Annotated in this window: 12 protein-coding genes; 6 read left to right on the forward strand and 6 right to left on the reverse strand. The window is 72.5% G+C overall.

Annotated elements, in window-relative coordinates; translation table 11 throughout:
* Nucleotides 1-7 precede the first annotated feature (7 nt).
* The 3 genes from ACN27A_RS29915 (at nucleotide 8) to rny (ending at nucleotide 4,046) form a co-directional block, all read left to right on the forward strand.
* A complete protein-coding gene (locus ACN27A_RS29915) occupies nucleotides 8-703 on the forward strand; it encodes a regulatory protein RecX (RefSeq protein ID WP_421457856.1) in 696 nt (231 codons plus the stop codon).
* A 181-nt stretch (nucleotides 704-884) separates the two neighbouring features.
* A complete protein-coding gene (locus ACN27A_RS29920) occupies nucleotides 885-1,598 on the forward strand; it encodes a 3-keto-5-aminohexanoate cleavage protein (RefSeq protein WP_421457857.1) in 714 nt (237 codons plus the stop codon).
* A gap of 681 nt (nucleotides 1,599-2,279) precedes the next feature.
* Complete coding sequence (gene rny / locus ACN27A_RS29925; protein ID WP_421457858.1) at nucleotides 2,280-4,046, forward strand: ribonuclease Y; 1,767 nt, start codon at nucleotides 2,280-2,282, stop codon at nucleotides 4,044-4,046.
* A 61-nt stretch (nucleotides 4,047-4,107) separates the two neighbouring features.
* On the opposite strand, the gene ACN27A_RS29930 is transcribed toward rny, so the two are convergent.
* The 4 genes from ACN27A_RS29930 to ACN27A_RS29945 are packed head-to-tail and all read right to left on the reverse strand — an operon-like array spanning nucleotide 4,108 to nucleotide 7,511.
* Entirely contained in the window at nucleotides 4,108-5,073 is a 966-nt protein-coding gene (locus tag ACN27A_RS29930; protein ID WP_421457859.1) for an amino acid ABC transporter permease, read from the reverse strand.
* A complete protein-coding gene (locus ACN27A_RS29935; RefSeq protein ID WP_421457860.1) occupies nucleotides 5,070-5,777 on the reverse strand; it encodes an amino acid ABC transporter permease in 708 nt (235 codons plus the stop codon). The genes ACN27A_RS29930 and ACN27A_RS29935 overlap by 4 nt, the downstream gene beginning before the upstream one ends.
* Nucleotides 5,778-5,818: 41 nt before the next feature.
* The gene (locus tag ACN27A_RS29940; protein ID WP_421457861.1) at nucleotides 5,819-6,697 is read right to left on the reverse strand and encodes a glutamate ABC transporter substrate-binding protein; all 879 of its coding nucleotides are present in this window, start codon (nucleotides 6,695-6,697) and stop codon (nucleotides 5,819-5,821) included.
* A 58-nt stretch (nucleotides 6,698-6,755) separates the two neighbouring features.
* Nucleotides 6,756-7,511, reverse strand: a complete 756-nt coding sequence (locus ACN27A_RS29945) for an amino acid ABC transporter ATP-binding protein (protein WP_089001428.1) — start codon at nucleotides 7,509-7,511, stop codon at nucleotides 6,756-6,758.
* Between the two features lie 184 nt (nucleotides 7,512-7,695).
* Here ACN27A_RS29945 and selD point away from each other — a divergent pair, with 184 nt between their 5' ends.
* Together selD and ACN27A_RS29955 are read left to right on the forward strand one after the other, a co-directional pair.
* Nucleotides 7,696-8,691: a selenide, water dikinase SelD gene (gene selD, locus ACN27A_RS29950; RefSeq protein WP_421458664.1), complete on the forward strand. Its 996-nt coding sequence runs from the start codon at nucleotides 7,696-7,698 to the stop codon at nucleotides 8,689-8,691.
* Between the two features lie 212 nt (nucleotides 8,692-8,903).
* The gene (locus tag ACN27A_RS29955; protein WP_421457862.1) at nucleotides 8,904-9,383 is read left to right on the forward strand and encodes a hypothetical protein; all 480 of its coding nucleotides are present in this window, start codon (nucleotides 8,904-8,906) and stop codon (nucleotides 9,381-9,383) included.
* A 124-nt stretch (nucleotides 9,384-9,507) separates the two neighbouring features.
* Here the strand turns inward: ACN27A_RS29955 and ACN27A_RS29960 are convergent, their stop codons facing one another.
* Complete coding sequence (locus ACN27A_RS29960) at nucleotides 9,508-9,738, reverse strand: DUF2277 family protein (protein WP_151453952.1); 231 nt, start codon at nucleotides 9,736-9,738, stop codon at nucleotides 9,508-9,510.
* Nucleotides 9,739-9,789: 51 nt separating this feature from the next.
* Here ACN27A_RS29960 and miaB point away from each other — a divergent pair, with 51 nt between their 5' ends.
* Complete coding sequence (gene miaB / locus ACN27A_RS29965) at nucleotides 9,790-11,316, forward strand: tRNA (N6-isopentenyl adenosine(37)-C2)-methylthiotransferase MiaB (protein ID WP_421457863.1); 1,527 nt, start codon at nucleotides 9,790-9,792, stop codon at nucleotides 11,314-11,316.
* An 87-nt stretch (nucleotides 11,317-11,403) separates the two neighbouring features.
* Here miaB and ACN27A_RS29970 read toward each other — a convergent pair whose 3' ends face one another.
* Nucleotides 11,404-13,008 (reverse strand): cellulase family glycosylhydrolase, encoded by a 1,605-nt coding sequence (locus ACN27A_RS29970; protein WP_421457864.1) that lies wholly within the window; start codon nucleotides 13,006-13,008, stop codon nucleotides 11,404-11,406.
* Nucleotides 13,009-13,225: the final 217 nt, after the last annotated feature.

The following is a 13,225-nucleotide window of genomic DNA, read 5'->3' on the forward strand; positions in this document are numbered from 1 at the left end:
CTGACCCGTGGCAGGACGACGCGCCCGCACCGGGCGGGGCTGGGATGCCAGCCCCGCCCGCGCGGGTGACGACAGCGCGCCCCGGCCCCGTCGGGGCCGGTGCGGCCGTACCGACGACACCGATCCCGAGGCGCCCCCGGCCCCGCCGCGCGACGAGGCCGAGCTGGCGCGGGAGATCTGCCTGCGCCAGCTGGCCGTCCGGCCCCGCACCCGGGCCGAGCTGGCCGGGGCGCTGGCGAAGCGGGGCGTCTCCGACGAGGTCTCGGCGCAGGTGCTCGACCGCTACGACGAGGTCGGCATCATCGACGACGCCGCGTTCGCCCGGGCCTGGGTGGCCAGCCGGCACTCCGGCCGGGGCCTCGCCCGCCGGGCACTCGCCAACGAGCTGCGCCAACGCGGGGTGGACGGCGAGGTCGCGAGCGAGGCCCTCGGCGAGCTGGACGAGGAGACCGAGGCCGAGACAGCTCGGGCCCTGGTCGAGCGGAAGCTGCGCACCGCCAGGGGCGAGCTGGACGCGGTCTTCCGGCGGCTGGTGGCCATGCTGGCCCGCAAGGGCTACCCGCCGGGCGTGGCGATCCGGGCGGTGAAGGACGCCCTCGCGGCACAGAGCGCCGAGGCGGCCGAGTTCGCCGAGCAGATCGACGCGGACGCGCTCGCCGACGCCGAGGGCGAGCTGGAGCGGGACAGCCGCTCCCCAGGGTGAGCGGAGCGCCGGGCCGGAAGGGCCCGCTGCGGGAGGCGCGTGACGACGGGCCGCTGAGCCCGGGCGGTGGGACGCCGTGTTGCGGTCGCGTCGCGACGGGCCGCTGAGCCCGGCGGCGGGCCCGTGCTGGAGGCGTGTGTCGGCAGGGCCGCAGGCCCGGCAGTGGGCGAGGGGAGACTTCGTGTTGAAGGCGTGCCTCAACGGGGCCCGAGGGCGTGCCGAGCATCCGGCGGTGCCGGTCACCCCGGCCGAGTTGGCGGCCGACGCGGCCCGCTGCGCGGGGCTCGGCGCAGGGGCGGTGCACGTGCATCCCCGGGACGCCGCCGGCCGCGAATCCCTGCACCCACTTGTGGTCGCCGCTGCGCTGGACGCGATCCGGGCCGCCCGACCGGGGCTGCCGGTGGGGGTGAGCACCGGGGCCTGGATCGAGGCGCAGCCGGCCGCCCGGGTGGCCGCTGTCCGGGCCTGGACCGTGCTGCCCGACTTCGCCTCGGTCAACGCTCACGAGCCGGGCGCGGAGGCGGTGGCGACGGCGCTGCACGAGCGGGGCGTCATGGTCGAGGCGGGGCTCTGGACGGTCGACGCGGTCGGGGCGTACGCGCGGTGGCGCGTGCCGGCCGGGCGGATCCTGATCGAGTGCATGGCCGAGGACCGGGCGGTGGCGCTCGCGGACGCCGCCGCGATGCTGGCCGCGCTGCCGTCCCCTGCGGCCGGGAGCCCGCCGGTCCTGCTGCATGCCGAGGGGCCGGCGACCTGGCCGGTGCTGACCGAGGCGGTGCGCCGGGGCCTGCACAGCCGCGTCGGGCTGGAGGACACGCTGTCGATGCCCGACGGCTCACCCGCGCCCGACAACGCCGCACTGGTGGCGGCGGCACTGGCGGCGGGTGCCCGCTGACCCACCCCGATCCGGGGGAGTGGTGCCCTCGTGGGCTCCGGCGAGCGTCGCGGCGCAGAGGGTTGCGTCACAGCCGGCCTGCCGCGCGCCGGCGGCTTCGCGGACGGCCGCCGGGCGGTGCGTCGGCGGGTGCGTACGGGCCGCCCTGCTGAGCAGGGCCGACGCGCCGCGCGACCCGGTCCGCAGCCGTTTTGTCCGCCCGTGTCCGGGCGCGCATCAGCGGTGCGTGACGCGACAACTTCTCTCCGTTCGGGGGGTTTGATCATGAGTTCTTGACCGGAGCCCCCCGGGAGACCTAGCCTCGCCATACAGGCTCACATTGCCCGACCAAGCGCAGGCTAAGCGCACAACATAGATCGCGTAACGGAACAGCATCACTTTGGCCGATCCGATCGGCCATTGGCGGCAGCTTCGGACTGGCCGGTCCGACGCTGGCGCGACAACTGCACCCGGCCGTCGGCGATGCTCCCGCGTGGGCACCGCCGACGGAAGCTACCCCACGGCCAGTCGCTCCGGTCGGGCGTCCACAGCCGCAGGGTGCGTGCCCATCGGCACGGTCGCTGCGGTCCCGACGTTCAGGGGAGGCGGCCATGGCGAGGCGGCGCAGTTCCACCGGGGTCCCGACATGAGCGGGCCGGTCGGGCCGGGCCCTGTGGCCATCGGGCGGAGCGGGGCGCCGGCATGAGCGGGTTCGACATCGTGATCCTCGCCGTGGTGCTGGTCCTGACCGTGGTCGTGCTCGGGGCGGTGCTGCTCGGCGTACGGGCGCTGCGCCGGTTCGGTGCGGCGCCGGCGCCCGGGGACCCCGCCTTCATCGCCGAGAAGGACCGGCAGGAGCAGTCCCTCGCGGCCCTGCGCACCGCCGCCGACGAGGCCAACAGCACGATCGACGTGGCGAAGTCCGCCGCCGCGGCGGCCCGTACCGAGGCGGCCGCCGCGAAGGCCGAGGCGAAGGCGGCCCGGGCGGAGGCCCGCCGGGTGCTCGACGACGCCCGGGCGGAGGCCGACACCGTCCTGGAGCGGGCCCACAAGCAGGCCGAGGCGGACGCGGAGCAGTTGCGGGCCACCGCCCGGCGCAGCGGCGAGCGGGAGGTCGCGGTGCTCGCCGCCACCACCCGGGAGCAGGCCGCCGAGGTGGACCGGCGGGCGGCCCGGATGGACGAGCGCGAGCGGCTGCACACCGAGGAGGTGGAGCGCCTCGCCGAGCGGGAACGGCAGCTCACCGCCGCCAGCGCGGCACTGTCGGCCCGTGAGGCCGCCCTCGCCCAGCGCGAGGCCGAGCTGGCCGAGGCGGAGGAGCAGCGGCGCCGCGAGCTGGAGCGGGTCGCCGGCCTCACCGCCGACGCGGCCCGGGCGGAGCTGATCGAGGCGATCGAGGTCCAGGCCAAGCGGGAGGCCGCGCTGCTGGTCCGCGACATCGAGTCCGACGCCCGCGGCACCGCCGAGCAGCGCGCCCGGCACATCGTCGTCGACGCCATCCAGCGGGTCGCCAGCGAGCAGACCGCCGAGAGCGTGGTCAGTGTCCTGCACCTGCCCGGCGACGAGATGAAGGGGCGGATCATCGGCCGGGAGGGCCGCAACATCCGCGCCTTCGAGTCGGTCACCGGCGTGAACCTGATCATCGACGACACCCCCGAGGCGGTGCTGCTCTCCTGCTTCGACCCGGTGCGCCGGGAGGTGGGGCGGCTGACCCTGGAGAAGCTGGTCCTGGACGGGCGGATCCACCCGCACCGCATCGAGGAGGTCTACGACCTGGCCCGGCACGAGGTGGAGGAGCTCTGCCAGCGGGCCGCCGAGGACGCCCTGGTCGAGGTCGGCATCACCGAGATCCACCCGGAGCTGGTCACCCTGCTCGGCCGGCTGCGCTACCGGACGTCGTACGGGCAGAACGTGCTCAAGCACCTGGTGGAGACCGCGCACATCGCCGGCATCATGGCCGCCGAGTTGCGGCTGGACGTGCCGATCATCAAGCGCTCGGCGTTCCTGCACGACATCGGCAAGGCGCTCACGCACGAGGTGGAGGGCAGCCACGCCATCATCGGCGCCGACCTCGCCCGCAAGTACGGCGAGAGCGAGGACGTCGTGCACGCCATCGAGGCGCACCACAACGAGGTGCCGCCGCAGACCATCGAGGCTGTCCTCACCCAGGCGTCGGACGCCTGCTCGGGCGGCCGGCCGGGGGCCCGGCGGGAGAGCCTGGAGGCGTACGTCAAGCGGCTGGAGCGGATCGAGGAGATCGCGGCCGGCAAGATCGGCGTGGAGAAGGTCTTCGCCATGCAGGCCGGCCGGGAGATCCGGGTGATGGTCAAGCCGGACGACGTCGACGACATCGGCGCGGCCGTGCTGGCCCGCGACGTGGCCAAGCAGATCGAGGAGGAGCTGACCTACCCGGGGCAGATCCGGGTGACCGTGGTCCGCGAGTCCCGGGTCACCGAGATCGCCCGCTGACGGCGTCAACACGAAGGGCCGGCCCGATGATCGGGCCGGCCTTTTCGTCGTACGTCAGGGGTCAGGCGCCGCCGGTGCCCTCCGCCTGCGCGGTGAGCGCGGCCGGGGGCGGCTTCTGGGCCGGGGTGCCGGCGGTCTTGCGGCCCCGGGAGAGCCGGTGCTGCACGTACTGGGCCAGCTTCGACAGCGCGTAGTTCACCACGATGAACATGACCGCGATCACCACGTAGACCTGGATCGGGTTGTCCAGCACGCCGATGATCTGCTTGCCGATGTTCAGGGTCTCCTCGTAGCTGATGATGAAGCCCAGCGAGGTGTCCTTGAGCACCACGACGAGCTGGCTGATCAGCGCCGGCAGCATGATCCGGAACGCCTGCGGCAGCAGGATCATCCGGGTGGTCTGCGCCGGGGAGAGCCCGATCGCGGCAGCCGCCTCGGCCTGCCCGCCGGGCAGGCCCTCCATGCCGGAGCGGAGGATCTCGGCGATCACCACCGAGTTGTAGATGGTCAGGCCGATGACCAGGTACCACAGCGTGTCGAACGAGACGCCGAACTCGGGGAAGCCGCGGGCCACGAAGAAGATCGTGATGACCACGGGCAGGCCCCGGAACACCTCGACGCAGACGCGGGTGACCGCCGACAGCAGCGTGCTCAGCCCGCGCAGCAGGTACGCCACCGGCGTGGCGAGCCCGGTGAAGCGGCGCTGGGTCAGGCTCTTGAGCTGGATCCGCAGCACCGCGAGCAGGGTGCCGACCACCAGCGAGGAGACGATCGCGAGGGCGGCGGCGGTCAGCGTGTTCTTGAAGCCGAGGCCGATCCGGTCCCACACCAGCGAGAAGTTCTCGTTGGAGGGGTCGATCAGCGGCCCCCAGAGCTCCATCGAGAACTGGCCCTTGTCGTCCAGCGGACGGTAGACCAGGAGGTACGCGGCGGCGAGCAGCAGCACCGTCGCCACCACGCTGCCGATCAGCGTGAGCCGGCGCTGCCGGGGGCCGGGGACGTCGTAGAGGACGCTCTGCTGGCTCATCGGGCCACCGCCTGCCGCTTCTCGATCCGGTCGAGGAGCGCGCCGAGGGGGACGGTCATGATCAGATATCCGATCGAGATGCCGATGGCGACGGGGACGAAGGCGTAGCCCTCGGCCGAGGTGAGCTGGTCGGCGGTCTGCGAGAGGTCGCCGACCACGCCGAAGAAGCCGACGAGCGCCGAGTTCTTGATCATCGCGATGATCACCGAGCCGAGCGGCACCACCGAGGCCTTCCAGGACTGCGGCAGCACCACGTACCGCAGATTCTGGCCGAAGGTGAGGCCCAGCGACCGGGCGGCCTCCGCCTGGCCGGCGGGTACGGCGTTCACGCCGGAGCGCAGCGCCTCGCAGACGAACGCCGCGGTGTAGAGCACCAGCGCGATCAGCGCGAAGCGGAAGTACGGCAGATCGGTGTCGAGGCGGCTGAACACCGCGTCGAGGCCGGGGATGCGCAGGAAGTCGGCGTTGGAGCCGAGCGCCGGCAGGCCGAACGCGGCGAAGAACATCACCACGGTCAGCGGCATGTTGCGGAACACGTTCACGTAGCCGGTGCCGACCGCCCGCAGCGGCGGCACCGGGGAGATCCGCAGCACCGCCAGGACGGCGCCCAGGATCAGGGCGCCGATCGCGGCGAGTACGCAGATCTGGAGGGTGAGCCAGAAACCACCCGCGAAGACGTCGAACTTGTCGATGAGCACACTCACGGGCCGGTCTTCCTCCCCACCCTCCAGATCAACGGATCAGCTCAGTAGCGGTTGACGGTCGGCGCGCTGCCGAGCTCGGCGCCGAACTTGCCGGCGGTGTCGTCCCAGGCCTTCTTCCAGCTGCCGTCGGCGAACGCCTTCTCCAGCGTGTCGTTGACGAAGTTGCGGAAGTCGGTGTCCTCCTTCTTCACCCCGAGGCCGTACGGCTCCTTGGTGAAGTTCTCGCCGGCCAGCTTGAAGGACGCCTCGTCCTTGGCGATGTAGCCGAGCAGGATCACGTTGTCCGTGGTGACGGCGTCGACCTGGCCGCCCTTGAGGGCGTCGCGGCACTTGTCGTAGGTGTCGAAGAGCACCAGCTGGGTGGCGACGTCCTTGACGTACTTCTTGATCTCCTCGGCCGGCGTGGAGCCGGTGACGGAGCAGACCTTCTTGGCGCCGTCCTTGAACGAGTCCGGCCCGGTGATGGCGGCCTCGTCCTTCTTCACCATGATGTTCTGGCCGGCCTCGTAGTAGGGCCCGGCGAACGCGATGCGCTCCTTGCGCTTGTCGTTGATCGTGTAGGTGGCGGCGACCAGGTCGACGGTGCCGTTCACGATCACGTCCTCGCGGACCTTCGAGGGGGCCTCGACCCACTCGATCTTGTCCTCGGGGATGCCCAGCTCCTTGACGATGATCTTCGCGACCTCGACGTCGAAGCCCTCCGGCTTGCCGGACAGGCCCTTCTGGCCGAAGCCGGGCTGGTCGAACTTCGTGCCGATCTTGATGGCCTGGGCCTTGTTGAGGCGCTCCATCGTGCTGCCGGCGGCGAAGGACTTGCTGCCGGCGCCGGTGCCCTCGTCGGCGTCGTCGCCACCGCAGGCGGTCATGCCGAGCGCCAGGGTGGCGGCCGCCGCGAGCGCCGCTACGCGCGTGATACGCATACACTTCTCCTTCTTCGACGGAACCCGCCGGGGGACGGCGCGCTCCAGGTACGGACGCCTAGTGCGTGAGGATCTTGGACAGGAAGTCCTTGGCGCGCTCGCTGCGCGGGTTGGCGAAGAACTCGGCCGGCGGCGCGTCCTCGACCAGCTGGCCGTCGGCCATGAAGATGACGCGGTTCGCCGCGTGCCGGGCGAAGCCCATCTCGTGGGTCACCACGACCATGGTCATGCCCTCGCTGGCCAGCGACGTCATCACGTCCAGCACCTCGCCGACCATCTCCGGGTCCAGCGCGCTGGTCGGCTCGTCGAAGAGCATCGCCTTGGGCTGCATGGCCAGCGCCCGGGCGATCGCCACCCGCTGCTGCTGGCCGCCGGAGAGCTGGGCCGGGAACTTGTCGGCCTGGTTGGCGATACCGACCCGGTCCAGCAGGGCCAGGCCGCGCTCGCGCGCCGCCGCCGGCTTCTCCTTGCGGACCTTGACCGGCCCGAGCGTGACGTTCTCGAGGATCGTCTTGTGCGCGAAGAGGTTGAACGACTGGAACACCATGCCGACCTCGCTGCGCAGCTTCGCCAGCGCCTTGCCCTCGGCCGGCAGCGGCTGCCCGTCGAAGGTGATCGTGCCGGAGTTGATCGGTTCGAGGCGGTTGATGGTGCGGCACAGCGTCGACTTGCCGGAGCCCGACGGGCCGATCACCACGACCACCTCGCCGCGCCCGACCGACAGCGAGACGTCGTCCAGCACGTGCAGCGGCCCGAACCACTTGTTGACCGAGTCCAGCACGATGAGCGGTTCGCCCGTCGTCACGTCGTTCACCGTCCCTGTCGTCGCGCGGGGTCGGGTGACCCCCGGTTGGGCAACTGTAGGCGGGGGGATGTGGCGGGACGCAACTCAGTTGGTCACGGAGCGATAACACCAGTTCAGAACGGGGTCAAGAGTCCGATTTTGACCGCGATCCGGGCCCGCCGGTTGCCATCGCGTGGAGCGGTTCGGCGATCATGTGGGGATGACCGAACCGGTACGGCTCACCCGGTACGCCCGGGGCGGCGGCTGCGCGTGCAAGATCCCCCCGGGGGAGCTGGAGACCATGGTTGCCGGGCTCGGCCCGGCCACCGGCACCGCCGAGCTGCTCGTCGGGCTCGATCACGGCGACGACGCCGCGGTGGTCCGGCTCGACGAGCGCACCGGCCTGGTCACCACTGCCGACTTCTTCACCCCGGTCGTCGACGACGCGTACGACTGGGGGCGCATCGCCGCGACGAACGCCCTCTCCGACGTGTACGCCATGGGCGGCACCCCCCTCGTCGCGCTCAACCTGCTCTGCTGGCCGCGCGACGTGCTGCCGCTGGAGCTGGCCCGGGAGGTGCTGCGCGGCGGGCAGGACGTGGCCCGCGACGCCGGCTGCCACCTCGCCGGCGGGCACAGCGTCGACGACGAGGGCCCCAAGTACGGGCTGGCCGTCACCGGCGTGGTCCGGCCGGAGGAGCTGATCACCCTGGACGCCGGCCGGGCGGGGCTGCCGCTGTCGCTGACCAAGTCGCTCGGCGTCGGGGTGCTCAACACCCGGCACAAGGCCACCGGCGAGAGCTTCCCCGAGGCGGTCGCCGCGATGACCACCCTCAACCGCGACGCGGCGCGGGCCGCGCTGGCGGCCGGGGTCCGCTGCGGCACCGACGTGACCGGCTTCGGTCTGCTCGGGCACGCGTCCAAGCTGGCCCGGGCGAGCCGCCTGACGGTGGCGATCGACGCCGCCCGGGTGCCCTACCTGGCCGGCGCCCGGGAGGCGGTACGCGACGGGCACGTCAGCGGCGGCAGCCGGCGCAACCTGGACTGGGTCACCCCGTGGACCGACTTCGGCGGTGTCGGCGAGGAGGAGCGGCTGCTGCTGGCCGACGCGCAGACCTCGGGCGGGCTGCTGGTCGCCGGCGAACTGCCGGGCGCCACCGTGATCGGCGAGCTGCTGCCGCCGGGGGAGCACCGCGTCGTCGTGCGCTGAGGGCGGGCCGCCCGGCGTGTGGCGTCCGGATCGGGCCACGGTACCCGATAAACTGTCACCTTTCCGCTACTCGGAGCAATGGCGCTCGGGGAAATTTTGCCCGGAATGGTCACAGACCGGTAACTTGCCCCCGGCTGAGGTCATATGCACCCCACCATCGTCAGTAAGGCCCGATCCGGAGGCCGGTGGGACGAGCACAGCGAGGAGGCGGCATGACCGAGCTGTGGAACTGGAGAATCGAGCAGGTGCGGCCGGTGGAGGTCTACCCGGCACTGGCCGAGGCGCTCGGCCGGGTGGTGATGCCCCTGGCGGCGGCGGACCCCGCCCGCCTGCCGACGTACGCGGTGATCTGCGACGTCTGGCAGGCGCCAGGGGAGTTCGCCACGATCGTGGACTGCTACGGGGTGCCCGAAGGGCTCTCCGAGCACGGCAGCATCGCCGCGCTGGCGCGGCTGCTGGACCGCAACTGCCTGCTGCGCGACGACACGCTGGACGCCGGGCGGCACCTGCTCGTCGCGCCCGACAGCACGATCCGGCCGGTGCACTTCGACGTCCGGGAGACCGACGACGGCGAGGTGCTCGCCGACCAGCGGCTGTGCACCGACGCCGACCCCCGCTGTCGCGGCTGGTCGCAGTGCCACCGCTCGCGCTGGGCGCCGGACTCGGTGCTCCCGGCGCTCGCCGCCGCCTGACGCGCGCACCCGCCGCCGGCCCCCGTGCCGGCGCGGCGGAGGCAGCCCGAAAGCCGGGCCGGCGGAGGCAGCCCGAAAGCCGGGCCGGCGGGGGTGAGGCCCCCGTCCCGGCCCGGCGGCGGGATCAGCTCGCCGGGCTGGTGGAGCGGCCGCCGCGTACCTCCAGCTCGGCGAGCAGGGTCGCGGTGGCCGCGGCGACGGCGGCGACCGCCGCGTCGAAGGCCGCGGCGTTGTGGGCGGCGGGCTTGCGGAAACCCGAGATCTTGCGGACGTACTGCAACGCCGCCGCGTCGACGTCGCCCGGGGTCACCTCGGCGACGTACGGCTCACGAAGGGTCTTGATGCTCCGGCACACGGCTCCTCCTCGTTAATTCCGGTCGGTGGGCCCGGATACGCTGTCCGGGTCATGACTACCGCAGCGGCGAGCAGCCCGCGCACCTATCAGGTGCGCACCTACGGCTGCCAGATGAACGTGCACGACTCCGAGCGCATCTCCGGCCTGCTGGAGCAGGCGGGCTACGTGCGCGCCGCCGAAGCCGACGACGACCCGGACGTGGTGGTGTTCAACACCTGCGCCGTCCGGGAGAACGCCGACAACCGGCTCTACGGCAACCTCGGTCACCTGCGCCCCGTCAAGGCCAGGCACCCGGGGATGCAGATCGCCGTGGGCGGCTGCCTGGCCCAGAAGGACCGGGGCGAGATCGTCCGCAAGGCGCCCTGGGTCGACGTGGTGTTCGGCACGCACAACATCGGGTCGCTGCCGGTGCTGCTGGAGCGGGCCCGGCACAACACGGCGGCCGAGGTGGAGATCCTCGAGTCCCTCGACGTCTTCCCCTCGACGCTGCCCACCCGGCGCGAGTCCACGTACGCGGGCTGGGTGTCGATCTCCGTCGGCTGCAACAACACCTGCACGTTCTGCATCGTGCCCTCTCTGCGGGGCAAGGAGAAGGACCGCCGCCCCGGCGACATCCTCTCCGAGGTCCGCGCCCTGGTCGACGAGGGCGTGCTGGAGGTGACCCTGCTCGGGCAGAACGTCAACTCCTACGGCGTCGAGTTCGGCGACCGGCTCGCCTTCGGCAAGCTGCTGCGGGCCTGCGGCGACATCGACGGGCTGGAGCGGGTCCGGTTCACCAGCCCGCACCCGAAGGACTTCACCGACGACGTGATCGCCGCGATGGCCGAGACGCCAAACGTCTGCCACTCGCTGCACATGCCGCTCCAGTCCGGCTCCGACGACGTGCTGCGCGCGATGCGCCGCTCGTACCGGTCCGACCGCTACCTGGGCATCATCGAGAAGGTCCGGGCGGCGATGCCGGACGCGGCGATCACCACCGACATCATCGTCGGCTTCCCCGGCGAGACCGACGCCGACTTCGAGCGCACCCTCGACGTGGTGCGCGAGGCCCGGTTCTCCTCGGCGTTCACCTTCCAGTACTCCAAGCGCCCCGGCACCCCGGCCGCCACCATGGACGGCCAGCTGCCCAAGCAGGTCGTGCAGGAGCGCTACGAGCGGCTGATCGCCTGCGTGGAGGAGATCACCTGGGCGGAGAACAAGAAGCTGGTGGGGGAGACCGTCGAGGTGCTGGTCGCCGTCGGCGAGGGGCGCAAGGACGAGCGCACGGGTCGGATGTCCGGCCGCGCCCGCGACGGCCGCCTGGTCCACTTCGCCACCGGCGCGACCGGCCAGCAGGGCGACGCCGGTTCCCTCGCCGGGCGGATCCGCCCCGGCGACGTCGTGCACACCACCATCACCTACGCCGCACCACACCACCTCAACGCCGACGGCGAGCCGCTGTCGCACCGGCGCACCCGGGCCGGCGACGCGGCCGAGGCGGGGCGCGCGCCGCGTACGCCGGGGGTGCTGCTCGGGCTGCCCACGATCGGCGCGCCGGCCGCGGCGCCCGCGCCGACGACCGGCTGCGCCGCGCACTGACCCGCGACCGGCCGGGGCCTGCGCGCGCAGGCCCCGGCCGGTGCGCTCAGCCGGTCACACCTGGATCCGGCGGCGGTCGGAGACGGATCAGCAGGCGACGCCGTTGAGCTTCACCGCGCCCGGCGCGGCGGACGGGCCGTTGGCGGTGAAGCCGACCGTCACCGAGGCGCCCGGCGCCAGCGCGCCCGCCCAGGTCGGCGCCGCCGCGGTCACCGTGGTGCCGGACTGGGTCACCGTGGCGTTCCAGCCGCTGGCCAGGCTCACCCCGGCCGGCCAGGCCCAGGTGACCTGCCACGGGTTGACCGTCTCGGTGCCGGTGTTCGTCACCGTCAGCTCCCCCTGGAAGCCGCCCTGCCACGCGTTGACCTGCCGGTACGCGCCCGTGCAGCCCCCGGTCGGCGGAGGCGGCGACGAGGTCGGGGTGGCCGTCGGCGTGCCGGTGGGGCCGCCCCCGCCGCCCACCGGCGCGATCAGGTACGGCTGGAGGATGGCCTGCTTGGTGGTGTTGATGTTCGTCCAGTCGTCGAGCGCGATGCCCCCGGTGTCACCGGAGTTCGGGTTCCACGACCAGTAGGTGAAGGACATCCCGTCGACCCCGGTGCCGGTGTAGGCCATCAGCTTCTCCAGCCACACCCTGTCCCGCGGATCGGCCAGGGTGCTGCCGAACTCGCCCATCATGATCGGCGCGATGTTCTGCTTGTAGAGGTAACCCCAGTACTTGTCCCAGATGCCCGGCAGGTTCGCCGGGAAGTCGGGGGACTTGAACCAGTTCTGCTCGAAGACCGAGGTGGCGTACTCGTGCGGCGAGTAGACCAGCCGGTTCGGCACGTCGAGCCGGACCGGGAAGTCCTTGGCCTTGGTCAGGTTGCCGCCCCACCAGCCGCAGTCCTCGTCGTTGCTCGGATCGTTGTCCCAGACGTTGGAGAGGCCGCCGCTGGGGCAGCTCACGCCCTCCACGAAGATCAGCCAGTTCGGCTGCACCGACAGGATCGCGTTGCCGGCCCGCTCGGCGGCCAGCCGCCAGTCCCGCGCCGGATCGCCGCAGCCCCAGCACGCGCCGGTGGCCGCCGGGTTGGTCCCCTCGGCGTGCGGCTCGTTGTGCAGGTCCGCCCCGATCACCGTGGTGTTGCCGGCGTACCGCTGGGCGAGCATCTTCCAGTCGTTGATCCAGGTCGCCTCGGAGACCGTCGGGGTGTACCAGAGCGCGGACTGGCCGGCGGAGGTCGGCCGGTGCCGGTCGAGGATGACCCGCATCCCCTTGCCGCCGGCGTAGTTGATCACCTTGTCGAGGATCTGCAACGGGGAGAGCCCGACCAGGTCCGGGTTGACGAAGTCGTTGATGCCGCTGGCCGTGGCGCCCGGCTTCAGCGCGTCGTTCGAGTACGGCACGCGCAGCGTGTTGTAGCCGAGGCTGGCCATCTTGTCGATCTGTCCCCGCCACGGGTTCGTGGACCACAACCCGTGGAAGGTCTTGTTGTCGGTCTCCATGCCGAACCAGTTGATGCCGGTGATGCGTACCGTCGCGCCGGTGCTGTCGACGATCTTGTTGCCGTTGGTGTGCAGATAGCCGGTCCCGGTGCCGGCGGGGGCGGCGACGGCCGGGGCGGTGCTGACGGCGGCGGCGACGAGGACGCCGGCCGCGGCGGTGGCGAGCGCGGTGATCGCGCCGCCGAGGGCGCTGCGTCGGTGCATGCGAGCTCCACTTCGAACTGCCCGCCGCCGCCACCGGCGGCGCGGGCGGGAAACCGGGCGACGGCCGTCACGCTCCCTCAGGGAGTACGCGGACAGGGCGCGACGGGACGTGCCACGTGGGGATGCGGCCGCTCGCGGTACCACCGGCGTCCCCCGACGACGCGGTGTGCGCCGCCGGTGCCCTCGCGCCGGTGCCGGACCTGGCTCCGCCGCTCAT

This window comes from Micromonospora sp. WMMD737, from assembly GCF_049179055.1.
Taxonomy (GTDB): domain Bacteria; phylum Actinomycetota; class Actinomycetes; order Mycobacteriales; family Micromonosporaceae; genus Micromonospora; species Micromonospora reichwaldensis.

What these genes read in the sequence shown, in the direction of transcription:
- rny (WP_421457858.1), top strand. Translation starts at nt 2,280, where the DNA reads ATGAGCGGGTTCGACATCGTGATCCTCGCCGTGGTGCTGGTCCTGACC.
- ACN27A_RS29930 (WP_421457859.1), bottom strand. Translation starts at nt 5,073, where the DNA reads ATGAGCCAGCAGAGCGTCCTCTACGACGTCCCCGGCCCCCGGCAGCGC.
- ACN27A_RS29940 (WP_421457861.1), bottom strand. Translation starts at nt 6,697, where the DNA reads ATGCGTATCACGCGCGTAGCGGCGCTCGCGGCGGCCGCCACCCTGGCG.
- ACN27A_RS29955 (WP_421457862.1), top strand. Translation starts at nt 8,904, where the DNA reads ATGACCGAGCTGTGGAACTGGAGAATCGAGCAGGTGCGGCCGGTGGAG.
- miaB (WP_421457863.1), top strand. Translation starts at nt 9,790, where the DNA reads ATGACTACCGCAGCGGCGAGCAGCCCGCGCACCTATCAGGTGCGCACC.
- ACN27A_RS29970 (WP_421457864.1), bottom strand. Translation starts at nt 13,008, where the DNA reads ATGCACCGACGCAGCGCCCTCGGCGGCGCGATCACCGCGCTCGCCACC.